The 20,288-nt window shown below is 68.7% G+C and carries 24 protein-coding genes; 6 read left to right on the forward strand and 18 right to left on the reverse strand.

The genetic code is table 11. The features are described 5' to 3' along the window. Positions 1–55: 55 nt before the first annotated feature. Positions 56–1,123, reverse strand: a complete 1,068-nt coding sequence (locus LHP98_RS13870) for a 5-(carboxyamino)imidazole ribonucleotide synthase (RefSeq protein WP_227253138.1) — start codon at positions 1,121–1,123, stop codon at positions 56–58. Continuing rightward, positions 1,116–1,601, reverse strand: coding sequence for a 5-(carboxyamino)imidazole ribonucleotide mutase (purE, locus tag LHP98_RS13875; RefSeq protein WP_227253139.1), 486 nt, complete (start codon positions 1,599–1,601; stop codon positions 1,116–1,118). Before purE ends, LHP98_RS13870 begins: the two co-directional genes overlap by 8 nt. 119 nt (positions 1,602–1,720) lie before the next feature. Here purE and LHP98_RS13880 point away from each other — a divergent pair, with 119 nt between their 5' ends. Beyond that, positions 1,721–2,836 (forward strand): hypothetical protein, encoded by a 1,116-nt coding sequence (locus LHP98_RS13880; protein WP_227253140.1) that lies wholly within the window; start codon positions 1,721–1,723, stop codon positions 2,834–2,836. A 28-nt stretch (positions 2,837–2,864) separates the two neighbouring features. On the opposite strand, the gene LHP98_RS13885 is transcribed toward LHP98_RS13880, so the two are convergent. After that, positions 2,865–3,083: a YdcH family protein gene (locus tag LHP98_RS13885; protein ID WP_227253141.1), complete on the reverse strand. Its 219-nt coding sequence runs from the start codon at positions 3,081–3,083 to the stop codon at positions 2,865–2,867. A 210-nt stretch (positions 3,084–3,293) separates the two neighbouring features. On the opposite strand from LHP98_RS13885, the gene LHP98_RS13890 reads away from it, so the two are divergent. Continuing rightward, on the forward strand, positions 3,294–3,722 hold the full coding sequence (locus LHP98_RS13890; protein WP_227253142.1) for an Hsp20 family protein: 429 nt from the start codon (positions 3,294–3,296) through the stop codon (positions 3,720–3,722). Then, on the forward strand, positions 3,719–3,949 hold the full coding sequence (locus LHP98_RS13895) for a DUF1150 family protein (RefSeq protein WP_227253143.1): 231 nt from the start codon (positions 3,719–3,721) through the stop codon (positions 3,947–3,949). Before LHP98_RS13890 ends, LHP98_RS13895 begins: the two co-directional genes overlap by 4 nt. An 11-nt stretch (positions 3,950–3,960) precedes the next feature. Here LHP98_RS13895 and LHP98_RS13900 read toward each other — a convergent pair whose 3' ends face one another. Next, on the reverse strand, positions 3,961–4,932 hold the full coding sequence (locus LHP98_RS13900) for a threonine dehydratase (RefSeq protein ID WP_227253144.1): 972 nt from the start codon (positions 4,930–4,932) through the stop codon (positions 3,961–3,963). Between the two features lie 216 nt (positions 4,933–5,148). Between LHP98_RS13900 and LHP98_RS13905 the strand changes: the two genes are divergently transcribed. Beyond that, complete coding sequence (locus LHP98_RS13905) at positions 5,149–5,604, forward strand: cytochrome b (protein ID WP_227253145.1); 456 nt, start codon at positions 5,149–5,151, stop codon at positions 5,602–5,604. 70 nt (positions 5,605–5,674) lie between these two features. Here LHP98_RS13905 and LHP98_RS13910 read toward each other — a convergent pair whose 3' ends face one another. The 4 genes from LHP98_RS13910 to trxB all read right to left on the reverse strand — a co-directional run bounded on the left by LHP98_RS13910 (position 5,675) and on the right by trxB (position 9,539). Continuing rightward, entirely contained in the window at positions 5,675–7,381 is a 1,707-nt protein-coding gene (locus LHP98_RS13910; RefSeq protein WP_227253259.1) for a bifunctional sulfate adenylyltransferase/adenylylsulfate kinase, read from the reverse strand. Between the two features lie 204 nt (positions 7,382–7,585). Then, positions 7,586–8,095, reverse strand: a complete 510-nt coding sequence (locus tag LHP98_RS13915) for an RES family NAD+ phosphorylase (protein ID WP_227253146.1) — start codon at positions 8,093–8,095, stop codon at positions 7,586–7,588. 8 nt (positions 8,096–8,103) lie between these two features. Then, positions 8,104–8,478: a hypothetical protein gene (locus tag LHP98_RS13920; RefSeq protein ID WP_227253147.1), complete on the reverse strand. Its 375-nt coding sequence runs from the start codon at positions 8,476–8,478 to the stop codon at positions 8,104–8,106. Between the two features lie 122 nt (positions 8,479–8,600). Next, a complete protein-coding gene (gene trxB / locus LHP98_RS13925) occupies positions 8,601–9,539 on the reverse strand; it encodes a thioredoxin-disulfide reductase (protein ID WP_227253148.1) in 939 nt (312 codons plus the stop codon). Between the two features lie 179 nt (positions 9,540–9,718). Here trxB and LHP98_RS13930 point away from each other — a divergent pair, with 179 nt between their 5' ends. Beyond that, on the forward strand, positions 9,719–10,219 hold the full coding sequence (locus LHP98_RS13930; RefSeq protein ID WP_227253149.1) for an Lrp/AsnC family transcriptional regulator: 501 nt from the start codon (positions 9,719–9,721) through the stop codon (positions 10,217–10,219). A 153-nt stretch (positions 10,220–10,372) separates the two neighbouring features. On the opposite strand, the gene LHP98_RS13935 is transcribed toward LHP98_RS13930, so the two are convergent. The 4 genes from LHP98_RS13935 to lgt all read right to left on the reverse strand — a co-directional run bounded on the left by LHP98_RS13935 (position 10,373) and on the right by lgt (position 13,439). Next, positions 10,373–10,540 (reverse strand): hypothetical protein, encoded by a 168-nt coding sequence (locus tag LHP98_RS13935; RefSeq protein WP_227253150.1) that lies wholly within the window; start codon positions 10,538–10,540, stop codon positions 10,373–10,375. Positions 10,541–10,762: 222 nt separating this feature from the next. Then, positions 10,763–11,521 carry a peptidoglycan editing factor PgeF gene (pgeF, locus tag LHP98_RS13940; RefSeq protein WP_227253151.1) on the reverse strand — a complete coding sequence of 253 codons (759 nt, stop codon included), beginning with the start codon at positions 11,519–11,521 and terminating at the stop codon, positions 10,763–10,765. Further along, positions 11,521–12,576: a class I SAM-dependent methyltransferase gene (locus LHP98_RS13945; RefSeq protein WP_227253152.1), complete on the reverse strand. Its 1,056-nt coding sequence runs from the start codon at positions 12,574–12,576 to the stop codon at positions 11,521–11,523. Before LHP98_RS13945 ends, pgeF begins: the two co-directional genes overlap by 1 nt. Further along, positions 12,573–13,439 (reverse strand): prolipoprotein diacylglyceryl transferase, encoded by an 867-nt coding sequence (gene lgt / locus LHP98_RS13950; protein WP_227253153.1) that lies wholly within the window; start codon positions 13,437–13,439, stop codon positions 12,573–12,575. Before lgt ends, LHP98_RS13945 begins: the two co-directional genes overlap by 4 nt. Before the next feature lie 123 nt (positions 13,440–13,562). On the opposite strand from lgt, the gene LHP98_RS13955 reads away from it, so the two are divergent. Next, positions 13,563–13,826, forward strand: a complete 264-nt coding sequence (locus tag LHP98_RS13955) for an accessory factor UbiK family protein (RefSeq protein ID WP_227253154.1) — start codon at positions 13,563–13,565, stop codon at positions 13,824–13,826. A gap of 179 nt (positions 13,827–14,005) precedes the next feature. Here the strand turns inward: LHP98_RS13955 and LHP98_RS13960 are convergent, their stop codons facing one another. The 6 genes from LHP98_RS13960 to LHP98_RS13985 all read right to left on the reverse strand — a co-directional run bounded on the left by LHP98_RS13960 (position 14,006) and on the right by LHP98_RS13985 (position 20,286). Further along, positions 14,006–14,785, reverse strand: a complete 780-nt coding sequence (locus LHP98_RS13960; RefSeq protein ID WP_227253155.1) for a TIGR02186 family protein — start codon at positions 14,783–14,785, stop codon at positions 14,006–14,008. Then, a complete protein-coding gene (locus tag LHP98_RS13965) occupies positions 14,782–15,702 on the reverse strand; it encodes a sulfite exporter TauE/SafE family protein (protein ID WP_227253156.1) in 921 nt (306 codons plus the stop codon). The genes LHP98_RS13960 and LHP98_RS13965 overlap by 4 nt, the downstream gene beginning before the upstream one ends. Positions 15,703–15,777: 75 nt before the next feature. After that, positions 15,778–16,572: a purine-nucleoside phosphorylase gene (locus LHP98_RS13970; RefSeq protein ID WP_227253157.1), complete on the reverse strand. Its 795-nt coding sequence runs from the start codon at positions 16,570–16,572 to the stop codon at positions 15,778–15,780. A 95-nt stretch (positions 16,573–16,667) separates the two neighbouring features. After that, complete coding sequence (locus tag LHP98_RS13975; RefSeq protein ID WP_227253158.1) at positions 16,668–17,636, reverse strand: ABC transporter permease; 969 nt, start codon at positions 17,634–17,636, stop codon at positions 16,668–16,670. Beyond that, positions 17,636–18,739 carry an ABC transporter permease gene (locus LHP98_RS13980; protein ID WP_227253159.1) on the reverse strand — a complete coding sequence of 368 codons (1,104 nt, stop codon included), beginning with the start codon at positions 18,737–18,739 and terminating at the stop codon, positions 17,636–17,638. The genes LHP98_RS13975 and LHP98_RS13980 overlap by 1 nt, the downstream gene beginning before the upstream one ends. Then, positions 18,739–20,286 carry an ABC transporter ATP-binding protein gene (locus LHP98_RS13985; protein WP_227253160.1) on the reverse strand — a complete coding sequence of 516 codons (1,548 nt, stop codon included), beginning with the start codon at positions 20,284–20,286 and terminating at the stop codon, positions 18,739–18,741. The genes LHP98_RS13980 and LHP98_RS13985 overlap by 1 nt, the downstream gene beginning before the upstream one ends. Between the last annotated feature and the right edge of the window lie 2 nt (positions 20,287–20,288).

Consider the following 20,288-nt stretch of genomic DNA (forward strand, 5'->3'; position numbering starts at 1 on the left):
TTCCGAAGCCGGAAATCGTGCACGGAATTCGACTTCGAATTCCGGTTCCCCGGCCTCAGCCGCGCGAGACGCGGTTGACGTGGCCCATCTTGCGGCCGGGACGGGGGGCGCCCTTGCCGTAAAGGTGCAGGGCCACATCGCGGTCTTGCAGCAGGTGCGGCACGCGCGCCAGATCGTCGCCGATCAGGTTCTCCATCACCACATCGGCATAGCGCCCGCCATCGCCCAGCGGCAGGCCGGCCACCGCGCGGATGTGCTGTTCGAACTGATCCACGGTGCAGCCTTGTTGCGTCCAGTGGCCCGAGTTGTGCACCCGGGGCGCGATCTCGTTTACCAGAAGGCCGGCGCGGGTGACGAACAGCTCGACCCCCATCACGCCGACATAATCCAGTGCGTTCAGGATGCGGGCGGCCACCAGCACTGCATCGGCCTGTTGCCCCGAGGACAGCCGGGCCGGCACGGTGGTGGTGCGCAGGATGCCGTCGCGGTGGATGTTCTCGCCAGGGTCATAGGCGGCAACGCTGCCGTCGGCGCCGCGGGCGGCGATCACCGAGATCTCGCGGTCAAAGGCGATGAAGCCCTCCAGCACGGACGGAGCGCCGTTCATGGCGGCCCAGGCGGCGGGGATGTCTGCTTCGCTGTCCAGCCGCACCTGGCCCTTGCCGTCATAGCCAAGCCGGGTGGTCTTGAGGATGGCCGGCAGGCCCAGGGCCTGTGCCGCGGCCTGCAGGTCGGATTCGGAGTTGACCGCGGCCCAGGGGGCGGTCTGCAGGCCCAGGGCGTTGAGGAAGGACTTTTCCTCGATCCGGTCCTGGCTGACCGCCAGCGCGCGGCGGTTGGGGCGGATCGGGCGCAAGGCTTCCAGCAGATCCAGCGCCGAGGTGGGGACGTTCTCGAATTCGTAGGTGATCACGTCCACCGAGGCCGCAAAGGCGCGCAGGGCCGCCTCATCCTCATAGGGCGCGGTGGTCACGCGGTGGGCCACATCGCCCGCCGGCGCCGTCCCCGGTTCATAGATGTGACAGCAATAGCCCAGCCGGCTGGCCGCGACCGAGAGCATCCGGCCCAGTTGCCCGCCGCCCAGGATGCCGATCGTGGCGCCTTGCGGAAGCGGTTCAGTCATCCTTCGGCTCCTCGGGGATCGACGCCGACAGCGCCGCGCGCCAGGCGTCCAGCCGGTCGGCCAGGGCTGCATCGGACAGCGCCAGAATGCCGGCGGCCATCAGCCCAGCGTTGGCTGCCCCGGCCGCGCCGATGGCCATGGTGGCGACCGGATAGCCCTTTGGCATCTGCACGATGGAATAAAGCGAATCCACGCCCGACAGGGCCTTGGTCTGCACCGGAACGCCGATCACCGGCAGCCGGGTCTTCGACGCCATCATGCCCGGCAGATGCGCCGCCCCACCGGCGCCGGCGATAATGACCCTCAGCCCGCGCTCGACCGCCGTCTTGCCGTAGGCCCAGAGCCGGTCGGGCGTGCGGTGCGCCGAGACGATGCGGGTTTCATAGGCCACGCCCAGTTCGTCCAGCAGCAGCGCGGCCTCCTTCATCGTGTCCCAGTCGGACTGCGACCCCATGATGATGCCGACGGACACGCCCATTTCTGGCCCTCCTGCCTTTGGCCCGCGCATACCCTGCCACGACTTGGGGAGCAAGCCGGGAAGGGGGTTTCGCCCGCCGACGCTTGCGCTAGGCTGCGCGTGGCGGTTGGGAGTGGCACATGCGGATCGGAGCTTGGCTATCGGCACTGGCCCTGGCGGCGGCGGCCGCCGCAGGCCCGGCGGCGGCGCAAGTGGCGGGCGGGCTTTGCGCCCGCGGCGCCACGGCGGGCCCGGTGCCGCTGAGCTATCTGTTCGAACAGGACGCACTGGCGCTGCGCAATGCCGCGCTTGCGACGGTGGACTGGGAGGCGGCCGGGGTGGACGGCTCGTATCCGCCGGCGCCCGAGGCCGCCGCCCTGCGCGACGCGCTGGCCGCGCGTGCGGCGTCGCTGCCGCCAGCCTTGGCCGACCTGCCCTATCTGATGATCCTGGCCGAGGTCGAGAACGAGCCCTCGGCGGCGGTCTATGCCCTGACCCAGGGCGCGGAATCACTGGTCGCGGCGCGGCTTCTGGATGCGATGGACCGCAGCGGCCTGACAGCCGAGGCCCGGCTTCTGCGCGAGGCCATCGGACTGTACCCGGATTGGGGCGATCTGCCGGCGGACCGGGTGGCGCAACTGGTGGATGACAGCGGCGAGACGGTGGACCAGGCGCTGAGCGATGCGCTTGACGATCTGTCGTTCCGCTGGCCGCCGCCGGGCGACCGCGCGCTGGCCGCCGCCGAGGCGCTGATCGCACAGGACCCGGCCACCGCAAGCTCCTATGCCGCGCAACTGGCCGCCTTGACCGAGGACGACCGCTTTGGCTGGCTGATGGACCGGCTCTGGACCGAGTGCATCGGTCAGTCCTGGTGGACCGCCGAGGAAGGCGACCGCGCGCATTTCTCGGGCGGATCGGCGCAGGCGGCGCTGGTGATGATGGATGCCTACCTGGCCGATTCGGCCGAGGGCGGGCTGGACGGATATTTCTTCAGCCCCTCTGCCACCATGGCGCCGAAGCTGGCGCTGGTCTTCGAGATCCGCGGCCTGACCGCCGAGGCCTTGGCCCTGCGCGAGGGCATGGCGCTGTTCGGCCCGGCCTTCCCGCGCGACCCCGAGGTCCGGATGGGCGCGATGCAGGATTTCACGGCCGAGCAGCACGACCTGATGGCCCGGCTGGGCCTGGGCCTTGACCCGGTCCTGATCGAGGCCGACATGCGGCGGCTGGCGCGCGAGGCAGGGCTGATGCCCGGCTGAACCGGCGGGCAAAGCGGCCGGGCGCGTCTCAGGCGATGATGTCGGGGATCAGCTGATCCTCGATCCGGGCGATGGTGTCCTTCAACGCCAGCTTCTGCTTTTTCAGCCGCCGCAGGGTCAGCTGGTCGGGCCGGCCGGTGGCTTCCAGAGCGTGGATCGCCTCGTCCAGATCGCGATGCTCGCGCCGAAGCACCTCGAGCTTCACGCGCAGCATTTCATCGAAGCTCATTTCGGAAGGGGCGTTCATGGCAGCCTTGGGTCGCTGTGCTTGTTTTGGCGGCAAGGATACAGGGAACGGAGCGATTCGCAGCAGTTTCCGGCAGGATTATTCTCATCTTCGGCATCATGTCGCGGGCTTGCGGGCGCGCGGGGGGCGCCCCATATTCCGAAAGACGGACGGGATGCCCGATCGCGGGGTTCGGTCCGGCTGGCGTCGCTTTCTTGAAGGACTGTCCGAATGACGAAACTGGGCCTGGGCACGCATCCCTTTCTGCTGGGCTTCGAACAGCTTGAGCGGCTGGTCGAGCGCACCGCGAAATCGGGAGGCGAGGGCTACCCCCCCTACAACATCGAGGCGACCGGCGAGAAGGCCTATCGCATCACCCTGGCGGTGGCCGGCTTCCGCGAAGAAGACCTGTCGATCACCATCGAGGACCGGCAACTGGTGATCCGCGGCCGGCAGGGCGAAGAGCCGCAGGACCGGGTGTTCCTGCACCGCGGCATCGCCGCCCGCGCCTTCCAGCGCAGCTTTGTGCTGGCCGATGGCGTGGAGGTTGCCGGAGCGGCGCTGGAGAACGGGCTTTTGCACGTCGATCTGCACCGGGTGGTGCCCGAGACGGTGGTGCAGACCATCCGCATCGGCCGCAAGGAAGGAGGCTCTAGATGAACACGCCTTTCCGTGGCTTGCCCGAGGGTGGCGCGCGCATCGTCTATGTCCGCCCCGTTGCGGTGGCCGACCTGCCCGATGAGCTGCGCGCCCAGATCGAGGGCGGGGTCGAGATGATCTATTCGGTGCATGCCCCCGACGGCCAGCGGCTGGCCCTGGTGTCCGACCGCAATATGGCCTTTCACCTGGCCCGCGCCCACGATTTCGCGCCGGTTTCGGTGCACTGAGGCCGCGGCCCCTAGGCGGCGGGCACGCCGCCCCCCAGCACCTGCGCATAGAGCGGGCTGTCGATGTTGCCGCCCGACAGCACAAGGCCGACCTTGCGGCCGGCGATCTGGTCACGCTCTTGCAGGGCCAGCGCCAGCGCGGCCGCGCCGGCGCCTTCGGCCAGGTTGTGGGTGGCGGTGAAGTAAAGCCGCATGGCGGCGGCGATCTCGCCCTCGGACACCGCGCCCAGGTGGTGCGCGCCGGTGCGGTAGATCGCCAGCGCCTCGGCCACCGGCACCCGCACCGCCAGCCCGTCGGCAAAGGTGCGGGCGCTGTCGGTTTCCACCACATGCCCGGCCCGGACCGAGCGCAGCGCGCCATCCGCTGCCGAAGCCACCACGCCGACGATTTCCGTCTTCAGCCCCAGCGCATCGCGCGCCGCGATGGTGCCGCAGATGCCCGAGCCGCAGCCGATGGGCACATAGACCCGGTCAAGGTCCGGGTGGGCGCGGAACAGCTCCAGCCCGTAGGTGGCGACACCGCGCACCAGTTCGCGATGAAACGGCGGCACCGGGAACAGCGGCTGGCTTTCGGCCAACTGCATGGCATGGGCGCGGGCGGCGTCGAAATCCTGCCCGTGTTCGATCAGCTCGGCGCCATAGGCCCGCATCGCGGCGTTCTTTTCCACCGAATTGCCCTGCGGCACCACGATCAGCGCGCGCAACCCGGCCGCCGTGGCCGCCCGCGCCTGCGACTGGCCGTGATTGCCGCGGGTGGCGGTAACGATGCCCTGCATCCGCGGATGCGTGCGGCGCAGCCAGTCGATGAAGGTGATGCCGCCGCGCACCTTGAAGGCGCCGGTGGGGGCGTGGTTCTCATGCTTGACGATCACCTGGCCCGCGCCCAGGGCCTGTGCCAGCAGCGGCCAGTCCAGCGCCGGCGTGGGCGGCACCCGCGCAGCCACAAGGCCCGCGGCGGCGTCAAGCTCTGCAATCGCGAACATCCGTCACCTCCGGTTTCGCGGCGAGGCTGGCAGAGCCGGCGGGCCGGGTAAAGGCGGCGCCTTGCCGCCGCGCGGGCAGGACCGTGTGGACGCGCCGCGGCGCGGGCAGGGCCGTGTGGACGCGCCGCCGCGCGGGCAGGGCCGTCTGGTCGCATTGTCCACCCGACGCGCCTGCGCCTAGACTGCGCGCGGGACCCTTTTTCTGGTGAGGACGAGATGGCGGTACGCTATGGCTACAATGGTGCGCAGATCGCGCTGCACTGGTTGATCGCGCTGGCGGTGCTGGTGAACTATCTGACCGGCGAAGGCATGGAAGAGGCCCTGAAGCACCCCGAGGCCGGCGGCGGTCTGCATGTCTGGCTGGGCCTGACGATCCTGGGGCTGGCGGTGATCCGCATCCTGCTGCGGCTGGTCCGCGGCGGTCCGGAACAGGAGCCGGGTCCGCGCGGCAAGGCGGCCTCGGCGCTGCACGGGCTTTTGTATCTGCTGATGGTGGCGGTGCCGCTGGGCGGTTCCATCGCCTGGTTCGGCGGGGTGGAGTTCGTCGGTGGCGTCCACGCCCTGGCCGGGAACATCCTGATCCTTCTGGCCGGGGTGCATGCCCTGATCGGGTTGGCCCACCACTACCTGCTGAAGGATGATGTGCTGCGCCGGATGATGCGGCCCGAGTGACCGCCCGGCCGACCGCAAAAAGCCAAAGGGCGCCCCGAAGGGCGCCCTTTTTCGCTGCGAGGATCTGGCCTCAGGCCTTGATCAGACCCATCGCCTCCAGCTTGAGGATCACTTGGTGGGCGCAATGGTCCACCTCGGTGCCTTCCGTCTCGACCCGCAGTTCGGGCTTTTCCGGCGCCTCGTAGGGGTCGGAAATGCCGGTGAACTCCTTGATCTTGCCTTCGCGGGCCAGCTTGTACAGGCCCTTGCGGTCGCGCCGTTCGCATTCGTCGATGCTGGTCGCCACATGCACCTCGACGAAAGCGCCGTAGGCTTCGATCATCTCGCGCACGGCGCGGCGGGTGGCGGTATAGGGAGCGATCGGCGCACAGATGGCGATGCCGCCGTTCTTGGTGATCTCACTGGCGACATAGCCGATGCGCTTGATGTTGATGTCGCGGTGTTCCTTGGAGAACCCCAGCTCGGACGACAGGTGCTTGCGCACCACGTCGCCGTCCAGAAGGGTGACCGGGCGGCCGCCCATCTCCATCAGCTTGACCATCAGCGCGTTGGCGATGGTGGATTTCCCCGATCCGCTGAGGCCGGTGAAGAACACGGTGAAGCCCTGCTTGCTGCGCGGCGGCGAGGTGCGGCGCAGTTCGGTCACCACTTCGGGGAAGCTGAACCATTCCGGGATGTCCAAGCCTTCGCGCAGGCGGCGGCGCAATTCGGTGCCCGAGATGTCCAGCACGGTGCTGCCTTCGGGCACCTCGTTCGCCGGGTAATACTGGGCTTTTTCCTGCACATAGACCATGTGCTTGAAATCTTCCATCTCGATGCCGATCTCGGCCGCGTGCTGGGCGAACAGCTCTTGCGCGGCGTAGGGATCGTAGAAGTCCTGGCCGGCGCTGTTCTTGCCAGGACCGGCATGGTCGCGGCCCACGATCATGTGGGTGCAGCCGTGGTTGCGGCGGATGATGCCGTGCCAGACCGCCTCACGCGGGCCGGCCATGCGCATGGCAAGGTTCAGGAGCGACAGGTGGGTGGTCTGCGCAGGGTACTTGTCCAGCACCGCCTCATAGCAGCGGACGCGGGTGAAGTGGTCCACGTCGCCCGGCTTGGTCATGCCGACGACGGGGTGGATCAACAGGTTCGCCTGCGCGTCCTTGGCGGCGCGGAAGGTCAGTTCCTGGTGCGCGCGGTGCAAGGGGTTGCGGGTCTGGAAGGCCACCACGCGGCGCCAGCCCAGCTTGCGGAAATGGGCGCGCAGCTCGTTCGGCGTGTCGCGGCGACCCTTGAAGTCATAGTGCACCGGCTGCTGGATGCCGGTGACCGGGCCGCCCAGGTAGACCGGGCCGGCCTGGTGGTGCAGGTAGTGCACCGCCGGATGCGCCAGATCGTCGGCACCAAACACCTTGGCGGCCTCGTTCGGCTTGTTCGGCACCCATTTGTCGGTGACGGACAGGATCGCCAGGATCACGCCCTCGGCGTCGCGGAGCGCGATGTCCTGGCCGGGTTCGACCTTGTCGGCGAAGGCTTCGCTGACGTCCAGCGTGATCGGGATCGGGAACAGCGTGCCGTCGGCGGTGCGCATGTTTTCCACCACGCCGTCATAGTCGGCCTGGCTCATGAAGCCCTTGAGCGGATGGAAGCCGCCGTTCATCAGCAGTTCCAGATCGCAGACCTGGCGCTGGGTCAGGTCCCAGGACGGCAGGTTCGCCGCCTCATGCTTCAGCTTCTGGGCGGATTCGTACGAGACATAAAGCTCGGGGATCGGGGCGAGGTTGGGAAGCGGCAACATGTGCAAGGGGCCTTTCAGGACATGGCTGGGCAGGGGCGGCGCTGCCCGCTTTCGCGCGGGGCCTTAGCCCGCGTTTGCGGCGGAATTCAAGCGGAAGCGAAGAATTTGAATCAAGAAAAGGCGGAACTGCTGCGACAGGGGCGCAGCCCGGGCGGCCGTTCCGCCAGCGCTGCGGAAACGGAAACGGCGTTCCGGTACCGGTCAGCCGGGGGCAATGAACGGCCGCGGCGGGCCGGCGGGGGCCAGCGCGGCCGAGCCGGGACCGGCGTTCCAGGCAAAGAGCACCAGGTGCCAGCGGTCGGGGGCCGAGCGGGCGGTATAGATCATCCCCGGCGCACCGCTGGCGCGGACGGCATCGCTGGCACGCCAGGTGGTGGCGGGCAGCCCGGCCGCGCGCTGGGGTCGCCAGGGCACGGCGGTCTCGTCGCCCGCAAGGCCCAGGCGGGCCAGCGTCGCGGGGTCGCGCAGATCGCACAGGCCGGCGACGGTCAGCCGAAGCGGCACAAGAAGCCGCGGCCCGTCGCCGGGGCGCAGGTAGGGGGCAACGGCGTGGCCCGCGGCCTGCGGGCTGGGCGAGCAGTAGAAGGCGGGCTGTCCGTCATGGTGGAACCGCCCCTCGGGGTGGTGCGCACCGTCCATCAGTCGGGGCAGGTCGCTGGCGCGGAGGATGCGCCAGATGCGGAGGTCTGCGACGGCTTCGACGGCAGGCATGCGCGGCGTCACACCGGCAGCAGCCGGGTCAGGATCCAGCCCGCAAGCGGCAGATACAGGGTCTCTGAGATCCCCCCGGCAATGGCCTCGGTGCGGCTGTAGTCGGGGCCAAGAGCCTGGCCCACCTCGCCGATGACGAACATGCCCCACCAGAGCGCGACGTAGATCAGGGGCGAGAAGCCGGGGGCATCGCGGGCGACCAGCCAGAGCCCGACAAAGGCCAGCGCCGTGCCGGCCTTGGACACGGCGACCCCGGTCAGGAAGGCCCGCGGGTCGCCGCCGGGCGGCTGGATGCCGGTCAGCGCGGAGGCCGCGCCATAGACCAGGATCGGGATCACGAACAGGGCCGCGAAGACCGCAGCCCAGGCCAGAAGGATGCTCATCGGCGCCTCCGTTCGCGGATGGTGGGCAGGCTGCAGCCAGCCTGCAGCCAGTCTGCAGCCAGCCTGCGGCCAGTCTGCAGCCAGACCGGCCGGCCCGCCATGCGCAAGGTCAAGACGCTGCCCTAGTGTCCGGCGAGGAACTTTTCCGCGTCCAGCGCGGCCATGCAGCCCATGCCGGCGCTGGTGACGGCCTGGCGGTAGATGTGGTCGGTCAGGTCGCCCGCCGCGAAGACGCCGGCAATCGAAGTGCGGGTGCTGCCCGGTTCCACCTTCACGTAGCCTCCGTTGTGCAACTCCAACTGATCCTTGACGAGTTCGGAGGCGGGCGCATGGCCGATGGCGACGAAGAAGCCGTCGCAGGGGATGTCGCGGGTCTCGCCCGTCTTGACGTTCTGCACCGTCACGGCGGTGACGCCCAGCGGCGCCTCGGTGCCCTTGACCTCGGTCACCGCGCTGTCCCAGACGACGGTGATCTTGGGGTTCTTGAACAGCCGGTCCTGCATGATCTTCTCGGCGCGGAAACTGTCGCGGCGGTGGACCACGGTGACCTTCGAGGCGAAGTTGGTCAGGAACAGTGCCTCTTCCACGGCGGTGTTGCCGCCGCCGATGACGACGACCTCGCGGCCGCGGTAAAAGAACCCGTCACAGGTGGCGCAGGCCGACACGCCGAAGCCCTTGAACTTTTCCTCGGACGGCAGCCCCAGCCAGCGCGCCTGGGCGCCGGTGGCCAGGATCACGGCATCCGCCGTCCAGGTGGTGCCGCTGTCGGTTTCCGCGGTGAAGGGGCGGCGGGACAGGTCAAGCCGGGTGACGATGTCGGTGATGACCTCGGCCCCCATCTCGCGGGCGTGGTCCTCCATCCGCTGCATCAGGTCGGGGCCCATCACGGTCTTGTCGCCGGGCCAGTTCTCGACCTCGGTGGTGATGGTCAATTGGCCGCCGGGCTGCATGCCCTGGATCAGCACCGGGTTCAGCATGGCGCGGCTGGCATAGACCGCGGCGGTATAGCCCGCCGGGCCGGAACCGATGATCAGAACCCTGGTGTGACGTGTCTCGGCCATGGCTGTCCCCTTGTTGCAGGGCCGATATATTCAACCCTTGCGCGGGCCGGAAGCCCCGATGCGTTGCGTTCCCGGGCATTCGCACGAAACGGCGGCGACTTTTTCTTGCGCGGGTTTGAAAGATTGTTGCGCAGCCCCGTCCAAGGCCCTAGACAGACGGCAAAACCGGAGAGACGGGGATGGCTGGCCACAAGCTGGACGAGATCGACCGCAAGATCCTGGCGGAACTGCAGGTCGATGGCCGCATGACCAACGTGGAACTTGCCAGCCGGGTGGGGATTTCCGCGCCGCCCTGCCTGCGCCGGGTGCGCACGCTGGAAGAGCAGGGCTACATTCGCGGCTACCACGCCCAGATCGACCCGCGCGAACTGGGCTTCGAGGTGGCGGTGTTTGCCATGGTGCGGCTGAACAGCCAGGCCGAGGCCGACCTTTCCACCTTTGAAGCGCGCTGCCGGGCCTGGCCGCTGGTTCGCGAATGCCACATGCTGAACGGCGAGATCGACTTCATCCTGAAATGCGTCTCGCCTGACCTGTCGACGTTCCAAAGCTTTCTGACCGGCGAGTTGCTCAAGGCCGAGAACGTGGCGAACGTGAAGACCAGCCTGGTCATCCGCTGCGCCAAGGACGAACCCGGCGTGCCCTTCGACGTGCTTGAGGCGCGCCTCGCCCGCCACGCCTGAGGCTTGCCCGGATCGCAAACGAAAATGCGGCCCCGGTCGTGCCAGAGGAGCACCGGAGCCGCATCTTCCCGAGCGGGACCCCGTTCCTCAAGGAGACCGGGCCTGGCATCCGGCCCTGGCGGGCCGGAGGGTGCCGGAGAACCGGCGAAGCCGTCAGCGCGCCGCCACCGCGGGGCGGCGCGGGGCCGGAACAGGCTGCGGCGCGGCGCGGCGCTGCGGATTGCGCGCCCCGCGCGCCCAGGGCAGGGCCGGCAGCGGCTGACTCGAGGCGGCAATCACCGCGGTCAGCCAACGGCGTTCCGTCTTGGTCTCGCGGGTCATCGGGGCCTCCTTGCCTTGCGTTCCGGGTCTTGCTTGCAGATTCACGGCACAATGCGGCAAGGATTGGGCCGATTGGTGATGGATCGGCGCCATTTCTCATTGGGAAACGATGGCGGGTGATCGTGCCGGATTTGCGATCAATGCGGCCGATGGCACCTTATCTTGTGCCCGCCGCCAGCGCCGGGCCGGGCGGACTGCCGAATCAAGGAAATCCTGTGGCGATCACAGTCGGATGGCCGAGATCAGCCGGCCGTAATCGGCCTCGCCGGCATGGCTGGTGCGGCGGAAGCTGTAGAACCGCTCCGAATCGCGATAGGTGCAGTGCCGCGTCCATTCGGCATGGCCCACCCCGGCGCTGCGCAGCCGGTGCAGGCCATAGGCCGGCAGGTCGAACCGCGGCCGGCCGTTCGGCCCGCCGGCGAAAAACCGGGCGTTGCCGGGGTCTTCGTCGAGGAAGGTTTGCAGGAATTCCGGCCCCACCTCATAGGCGGCCTGGCTGATGCAGGGGCCGATGACCGCGGCAATGTCGACGCGCCGGGCGCCCAGAGCCTCCATCGCGTCGAGGGTGGCTTCCAGCACGCCATCTCGCGTCCCGCGCCAGCCGGCATGGGCGGCGCCAATGACGCGGGCGCCGGGGTCGGCGAACAGCACCGGCTGGCAATCGGCGGTCAGCACCGCCAGCGCCAGGCCGGGCGTGGCGGTCACCAGCGCGTCGGCCTGCGGGTGGCCCTGCAACAGGCCGGTGACCGTGACGACATCCGGCGAATGCACTTGGTGGACGGTCAGCAGCGCCTCGGGCGGCACGTCCAGCGCCGCCGCCACCCGGCCCCGGTTGATTGCCACGATCTCGGCCTGGTCACCCGAACCGGTGCCGCAGTTCAGCCCGGCATAGACCCCCGACGAGGCGCCGCCCTTGCGGGTAAAGAAGCCGTGCCGGAACGGCAGGGCGTCGGCGGTGAGGATTTCCAGGTTGGCGGACATCAGGCGGGGTCAAATCCGGGTGGGGGCGGTGATCCGGCGCCGGTCAGCGCCAGCACCTTGAACAACGAACCCATTTCGCGGGCGTCGGTCAAGCGGCGAAGCGCGGCGAGGTGGCTTTCCAGCGCCGCGCCGGTCAGTCCTTGGGCAAGCCGGGCGGCGCGGGCCTCGATGCCAAGCCGCAACAGGAATACGCCTTGGGTGGTGTAGGCATGCGGCTGGCCGCAGCACAGCGCCTCGAAATCGACATGCGCGGTCAGGTCGGCCTGGCCGGGATGGGCGAGGGGGTCGTCGAAGGCATGCGCGCGCAGGGCCTGCAGCGTATCGCCGCGCGACCGCCAGCCGCCGTAGTCGACGACATAGGCCAGGCCGCCAAACCGGGTCAGGCGGTGCAGCACTTGCAAGATGACCTGGCGCGAGGCCGGGCTGTCTTCCACCACGTCCCCCGGCCCGGCGTCGCGAAAGGCGGGCAGGACGGGCGCCTTGAACAGCCGCTCGGACAGACCGAAGGCCAGCGCGCCGTCGCGCAGGCCGACCAGCCGCTCGCGCCAGCCGTCGGGCGCGCACTGGTACTGATGAATCGGCAGGGCATCGAAGAACTCGTTTGCCACCAGGAACAGCGGCTGGTCCGGCAGGTCGGCGGCGGTGTCGGCCCAGATCACGGGATGCGGCGCCAGCTTGTCGCGCTGGCGGGCGCGCAGCACCGGCGAGGCCTCGACCAGCACCACCTGCGCCGCGGCATGGAAGCCCGGCACGCTGCGGGTGGCGCGCAGGGCATCGGCCATCAGCGTGCCGCGGCCGGGGCCAAGCTCGGCCAGGGTAAAGCGCGCCGGTGCGCCCTGGTCTGCCCATGCCTGCGCCAGCGCCAGGCCCACCAGTTCGCCGAACATCTGGCTGATTTCGGGCGCGGTGGTGAAATCCCCTGCGGCGCCGAAGGGATCGCGGTTCGAGTAGTAGCCGTGCATCGGGTGCAGCAGGCATTCGGCCATGTAATCGGCCACGGTGATTGGCCCGCCCTCGCGGATGCGGTCCGCCAGCAGCGCGGCCAGCGGCGTCATCGCCGGGCGCGGGCCAGGAACCACAGGCCCACCAGGATCATCGGCAGGCTGAGAAGCTGGCCCATGGTCAGACCCCAGCCGCCGACGTGCCAGGCCAGGCCCAGGGGGTTGCCGGGCGAGACGAATTGCGCATCCGGCTGGCGCAGGAATTCCACCGCAAAGCGGGCCAGGCCATAGCCGATCAGGAAAAGGCCCATGGTCTGGCCGGGAAAGCGCAAGGCGCCCCGGCGCCAGACCATCCAGAGCAGCACCGCGCCCAGGATCAGGCCTTCCAGCGCGGCCTCATACAACTGGCTGGGGTGGCGGGCACAGGCCGCCGTCGCGGTGGCGCAGGCCTGTGCGGCCTCGCCAGGGAAGGCCACGCCCCAGGGCAGGTCGGTGGGACGGCCCCAAAGCTCGGCGTTGACGAAGTTGGCAAGGCGACCGAGGAACAGCCCGATCGGCGCGACCATGGCCATCAGGTCTCCGGTCGAAAGCATCGCGATGCCCTCGCGCCGGCAGAACCAGACGCCGGCCAGCACCACGCCCAGGAAACCGCCGTGGAACGACATGCCGCCTTCCCACAGGCGGAACACCGCGAACGGGTCTGCCAGATAGTCGCCGGGCTTGTAGAACAGCACATAGCCGATGCGGCCGCCCAGGATGACGCCGAAGATCACCCAGGTCAGCAGGCGTTCCACCTGCTCGGCGGTCATCGGCGCGGCGCCGGACCACAGCCGGGGGGTATTGACCGCCCGGGTGACCAGGCGCCATCCGGCCAGCAGCCCGACGATATAGGCCAGCGCATACCAGCGCAGCGCAAAGGTCATGCCGCCGATGGGAAGCTCGAAGACATTGGGCGAGATCTCGGGAAAGGCGATCATGCGGCGCTCCTTGTCGACCGCTTGTCGGGTCGGGCAAAGGTGATGTCAACGGTGCCGCGCCGTCTTGTGAAGCCGGGGGCGAGCGCGCATATAGGGCCAAACGCCCCAACAAAGGCCCCAGCCATGCAAAGCCGCAACAAGTTTCTCGACGACATGAGCCAGTTGATGACCAACGCCATGGGCGTGGCGCAGGGTGCGAAGACCGAGGCCGAGACGGCGATGAAAAGCCTTGTCGACCGCTGGATGGCGGACCGCGACTTCGTCACCCGCGAGGAATTCGATGCGGTGCGGGCGATGGCCCAGAAGGCGCGCGAAGAGAACACCGCGCTGGCCGCCCGCATTGCCGCACTGGAAGAGGCCCAGGCGGCAGGCAAGAAGAAGGCCTGACCGCGCCCCCTGCAGCCCGGCAGCCTTGAAACAGAGCGTCGGCCAGGGCGGTCACAGGCCTTTCGTCCAGCCCCCGACGCCCAAGGCGGAGCCTGAAAGGCGACAACAAGGCAACAGGCATGCGGCGCGCCTGCGCCGCTGTGACGGATCGGGGGCGGATCAGGGGCGGATGCTGGCGGTCAGATCCGGATGAAGCGGAAGGCGGCCGAGGCGGCCCAGCCGGCGAAAGCGGCCAGCACCAGCGAGATCAGGCCATAGGCCAGCGGCTGTTCGCGCGACAGGTTGAAGATCAGCCGTTCAAGCCCGGCCTTGCGCACGCCGATGAAACGTTCCTGCACCGCCACCACGCGGCCCTCGCGCAGCACGAACATGCGCACCTTGTAGGTGCCCTCGATCAGGTTCGCCGGCAAGGCCACGTCGGTGCGAAACAGTGTCGACTCGGTCAGTTGCACCTTGTTTTCCAGCAGCCGGTACCGGCCCTCGTCGCTGCGCACACGCACCAGGGCATGCACGAAATCCGCCGACGCGTCGGCTTCCGACGCGATGCCGACCGCCCGGATCACCCGGTCGATGGTGATGTTGTGGCGGATGTTCTCGGTCGCCGAAAGGCTGGTGGCCAGTTCTCCGGACGTGGCCACGGCGTAGAAGCTTGGCGCGCTGTCGACCCGGACCGAGGCGTTGTTGATCCAGATGCCGGCGACCCGCTCCTTTCGCCGCACCGTCACCGGGCCGGACGGTCCCTCGACCGTGATGATCACATCGACCCGTCCCTCGGGCACCGGAAACTCGCGCTTGATCGCGCCATAGACCAGGATTTCCGAACCGTCGAAATCGGCGGTGATCGCGACACGGTTCTGGCTCAGCCCCGAGACGATGGTCTCGGGCTTTGGCGCGGCTGCGTCCTGCGCCAGGACGGGCAGCGCAAGCGCGATCAGCAGGGGCGCCAGGGCGCGGATCATGGCAGCACCCCCGGTGCGACCGAGAACAGCTCGGCCGGTTGCACCAGCAGGTCGACGCCGATGCGGATCGCCACCGCCAGCACCAGCGCCGCCAGCAGCACGCGCAACAGCTCGGCCTTCAGCTTGACGCCGACGCGGGTGCCGATCTGCGCCCCGATCACCCCGCCCAGGATCAAGAGCAGCGCCAGCATCATGTCGACGGTCTGGCTGTTCACCGCATGCATGACCGTGGTGAAGCCGGTGACGAAGATGATCTGGAACAGCGAGGTGCCGATCACCACCCTGGTCGGCATGCCGAGGAGGTAGATCATCGCCGGCACCAGGATGAAGCCGCCGCCCACCCCCATGATCGCCGCCAGAAAGCCGACGAAGGCCCCCACCAGCGCCGGCGGGATGATGCTGATGTAAAGCCCGCTGGTGCGGAACTTCATCTTCAGCGGCAGGCGATGCACCCAGCTGTGGGTATGTGCCCGGCGCACCGGGGCCTTGCCGCCCTTGGCCCTGAGCAGCGCGCGCAGCGATTCCTGGAACATCGTTGCGCCGATGAAGCCCAGGAAGACCACGTAGCAAAGCTGCACGAACAGGTCGAGCTGGCCCAGCTTCTCCATCCAGGCGAAGACCCGGACCCCGACGATCGACCCGGCCACGCCGGCGACCAGCAGCACGAAGCCCATGCGAAAATCGACCGCCTTGCGCTTGAGCTGCGCCAGCACGCCCGAAACCGAGGAGGCGACCACCTGGTTCGCCCCTGTCGCCACCGCGACGCCCGGCGGCACGCCGATGAACAGGAGCAGCGGCGTGATGAGAAAACCGCCGCCCACGCCGAACATGCCCGACAGAAAGCCGACGATGCCGCCGATCCCGAGAAGCAGGAAGGCGTCGACGGAGACCTCGGCGATGGGGAGGTAAAGCTGCATCGGTTGCGGCGGGGGAAGGGAAAGGCGTGCCAGAGGGTTGCGCCCTTTGGCGGCGAAGTCAAAGGGGGTTTCGCCTCATCGGAGGTTCGTCAGGAAATGCCTCAGGATGCGTTCCAGTTTTGCCGCACCCAGGGGGGCCATGGCCTTGGTGTGCGCATGGCTGATCGCCTCGTCCGACAGGCCGGCGGCCATGTTGGTGATGGTGGATATGGCGGCGACGTTCAGGCCCAGGAAGCGGGCGAGGATGACCTCGGGCACGGTGGACATGCCCACCGCATCGCCGCCGAGAGTTTTCAGCATGCGAATCTCGGCCGGGGTCTCGAAGGACGGGCCGGAATACCAGCAGTAGGTGCCTTGCGGCAGGGGGATGCCTTCGGCCTGGGCCGCGGCCTGCAGCGCGGCGCGCAAGTGCGGGGAGTGGGCATCGGTCATCGGCACGAAGCGGGCATCGGTCGGCTCGCCGATCAGCGGGTTCAGGCCGTTGTAGTTGATGTGGTCGCAGAGCAGCATCAGGTCGCCGGGGCGGATGTCGGGGCGCAGGGAACCGGCGGCGTTGGTCAGGATCAGGTCGGGGGCGCCCAGGGCCTTGAGGGTTTCCAGCGCGGGGCGCATGGCGGCGGGGTTGCCGTTTTCATAGTAGTGTTCGCGCGCGCCGAAAACGGCGACGCGGATGCCGTGCAGGGTGCCGACATGCAGGTGCGGGTTGTGGCCCGAAACGCCGATGTGGGGAAAGCCCGGCAGGTCGGCATAGGGGATGGCGGGGCCGTTGACCGTCTGGGCCAGGTGCCCGAGGCCGGAGCCGAGGATCAGGCCGAGGCGGACCGGGGCGTCGCCGGCGGCGGCGCGGATCAGGGCTGCGGCTTCGGTCATCTCTTGCGGCCTTTCGAAGGGGGCGGCCCCGGGGGCGCTTCGCCCCCCGGACCCCCAGAGGATATTTTCAGACAGATGAAAGCAGCCGGGCGGTTTCAGCGTTCCTTGACGTAGGGTTCTCCGCCGGCGCGGGGCGGGATGGCCTTGCCGACGAAGCCGGCGAGGACGAGGACGGTGAGGATGTAGGGCAGGGCGTCGATGAAGGCGCCCGGGACCTTGACCTGGATAACGGCCTCGACCACGTCGAGGCGCAGCGCGAGGGCCTGGAAGAAGCCGAAGAGGAGACAGGCCCACATGGCCGCCACAGGGCGCCATTTGGCGAAGATCAGCGCGGCAAGGGCGATGTAGCCGCGACCGGCGGTCATTTCCTTGCCGAAGCCGGCTTGCAGCGCGGTGGCCATGTAGGCGCCGGCGAGGCCGCAAAGGACCCCGGTGATCAGCACGGCGGTGAAGCGGAGACGGGGGACCGAGATGCCGGCGGTGTCGACGGCGGCGGGGTTCTCGCCCACCGCCCGCAGGCGCAGGCCGAAGCGGGTGCGGTAGAGCACCCACCAGGTCAGCGCGACCACGCCGAAGGCGGCGTAGACGAGGACCGAGTGGCCCGAGATCACTTCGGCGTAGAGCGGGCCGAGGATGGGCACCGGGCGCAGCGCATCGGCGAAGGGCAGGGTCAGTTCGCCGAAGCGGGCGGCGCCGGTCAGGGGCGGGGTGCGGCCGCCCTGGCCGAACAGGCTTTGCGCGGCCAGGACCGTCAGGCCGGACGCCAGGAAGTTCAGCGCCACGCCGGCGATCAGCTGGTTGCCGCGGAAGGTGATCGAGGTGATGCCGTGGATCAGCGCGAAGGCCATCGAGCCGGCGATGCCGGCGAGAAGGCCCACCCAGGCCGAGCCGGTGAGGAAGGCCACGGCGCCGGCACACATGGCGGCGACCAGCATCTTGCCTTCCAGCCCGATGTCGAAGACGCCGGAACGCTCGGAATAAAGCCCGGCGATACAGGCGAAGAGCAGCGGTGTCGCCAGGCGCAGGGTGCTGTCCAGAAGCTGCAGGAGAGTGGCGTAGTCCATCACGCGGCCTCCGCCGGTCTGGGGCTGCGGAACAGGGCGAACACGCGGGCGAGCCCCATCCGCACCATCACGTCCAGCGCCCCGGTGAACAGGATCACCAGACCCTGCACCACGGTGCGCAGCTCGATGGGGATCTTCGTCCACAGCCCCAGTTCGGCGCCGCCCTGGAACAGGAAACCGAACAGGAGCGCCGCCAGCACCACGCCCAGGGGGTGGTTGCGGCCCATCAGCGCCACGGCGATGCCGATGAAGCCGGCACCGCTGGCCGAGTTGCCGACAAGCCGTTCCGCCTCACCCATCACGTTGTTGATCGCCATCATGCCGGCAAGCGCGCCGGACAAGAGCATGGCGACCATCGTGATCTTGGTCGCGTTGATGCCGGCGTAGCGGGCGGCGGGTTCCGACTTGCCGAAGGCGCGGATCTGGTAGCCGAGGCGGGTGCGCCACAACAGCGCCCAGACCAGCCAGGCGGCCGCCAGGGCGATGAAGAAGGTGACGTTGGCCGGCACGCCCTTGGTGAAGATCAGGCTGAGGCCCGGGATCTCGTTGAAGGACGGCAGGTGCGCCGCGGCGGGGAAGTTCGCGGTGGCCGTATCCATCTGGCCCAGCGGGCGCAGCACGTCCCCCAGGACGAAGATCAGCAGGCTGGCGGCAATGTAGTTGAACATGATCGTGGTGATCACGATGTGGCTGCCGCGTTTCGCCTGCAGGTAGGCCGGGATCGCCGCCCAGGCCGCGCCGAAGACAGCGGCGGCAAGGGTGGCGGCGAGAAGGGCGATGGTCCAGTGCGGCCAGGGGATGAACAGGCAGGCCAGCGCCACGCCCAGGCCGCCCAACTGGGCCTGCCCTTCGCCGCCGATGTTGAACAGGCTGGCGTGGAAGGCCACCGTCACGGCAAGGCCGGTGAAGATGAAGCTGGTGGTGTAATACAGCGTATAGCCCCAGCCGTAGGGCGACATCAGCGCGCCCTCGACCATGACGGTGATTGCTTCCCAGGGGTCTTGCCCGATGGCCAGGATGACCAGGGCCGAGATGATGGCCGCCAGCACAAGCGAGATCAGCGGCACCAGGGCGACGTCGGCCCAGCGTGGCAGGCGGTCCATCAGGCGGCCTTTCCCTTGTCGTCGGTGATGCCGGCCATCAGAAGGCCGAGGTCGCGTTCGTTCGTCGTCTCGGGGTCGCGGTAGCCCATCAGGCGGCCGTCGAACATCACGGTGATGCGGTCGCTGAGCGACATGATCTCATCCAGCTCGACGCTGACCAGCAGGACGGCGGCGCCCTTGTTGCGCAGGGCGATGATCTGGTTGTGGATGAACTCGATGGCGCCGATGTCCACCCCGCGGGTGGGCTGGCCGACCAGAAGCAGCGCCGGGGATTGTTCGAACTCGCGCGCGACGACCAGTTTCTGCTGGTTGCCGCCGGAGAAACTTTTCGCCTGCAGGCCGGGGGTCGGCGGGCGCACGTCGTATTGCGCCATCTTGGTGGCGGTGTCGGCCTTCAGCGCATCGTTGTCCATGAACAGGGCGTTCTGCTGGTAGTCCGGATCGTTGTGATAGCCGAAGGCCATGTTTTCCCAGGCGGTGAAATCCAGGATCAGGCCATGGTGCTGGCGGTCTTCGGGCACATGCGAAATCCCGGCGCGGCGGCGGCTCTGGCCGTCGGAGCCATGCCCGGACAGCGGCAGGTCGGCGCCTTTCAGGGTGACGCGGCCGGTGGCGCGGGCCATGCCGCCCAGGGCGGCCAGCAGTTCCGACTGGCCATTGCCCGAGACGCCGGCGATGCCGAGGATCTCGCCCGCGCGGATGTCGAAGCTGATGCCTTTCAGCCGCTCGATGCCGTGTTCGTCCTTGACCCGCAGGTCTTCGACCTTGAGCACCACCTCGCCGGGGTGGGCGGCGCCCTTGTCCACCTCAAGCAGCACCTTGCGGCCCACCATCAGTTCGGCCAGCGCCTCGGGGCTGGTTTCGGCGGTGCGGACGGTGGCGACCATGGTGCCGCGGCGCATGACCGAGACATTGTCGGTCGCCTCCATGATCTCGCGCAGCTTGTGGGTGATCAGGACGATGGTCTTGCCCTGGGCCTTGAGGCCCTCAAGGATGCGGAACAGATGGTCGGCCTCGGCCGGGGTCAGGACGCCGGTGGGTTCGTCGAGGATCAGGATGTCGGCCTGGCGATACAGCGCCTTGAGGATTTCCACCCGCTGCTGGTGGCCGACCGACAGGTCTTCGATCAGCGCATCGGGGTCGACGTCCAGGTCGTAGTCGCGGCTGAGGCGTTCCAGTTCCTTGCGGGCCTTGGCCAGCGAGGTGTTGAGCAGCGCGCCGTCCTCGGCCCCCAGCACGACGTTTTCCAGCACGGTGAAGTTCTGCACCAGCTTGAAGTGCTGGAACACCATGCCGATCCCTGCGCGGATGGCGCTTTGGCTGTCGGGGATGGCGGTCAGCTTGCCGCCGATGAAGATCTGGCCGGCGTCGGCCCTGTAGAAGCCATAGAGGATGGACATCAGCGTCGACTTGCCGGCGCCGTTCTCGCCGATGATGCCGTGGATGGTGCCGCGGGTCACGGCGATGTTGATGTCCTTGTTCGCCTGCACCGGGCCGAAGGCCTTGGAAATGCCTTTCAGCTCGATGGCGTATCGGGCGTCGCTCATCC

It is taken from the genome of Rhodobacter sp. Har01 (genome assembly GCF_020564565.1).
In the GTDB taxonomy this organism is placed as follows: Bacteria; Pseudomonadota; Alphaproteobacteria; order Rhodobacterales; family Rhodobacteraceae; genus Pseudogemmobacter.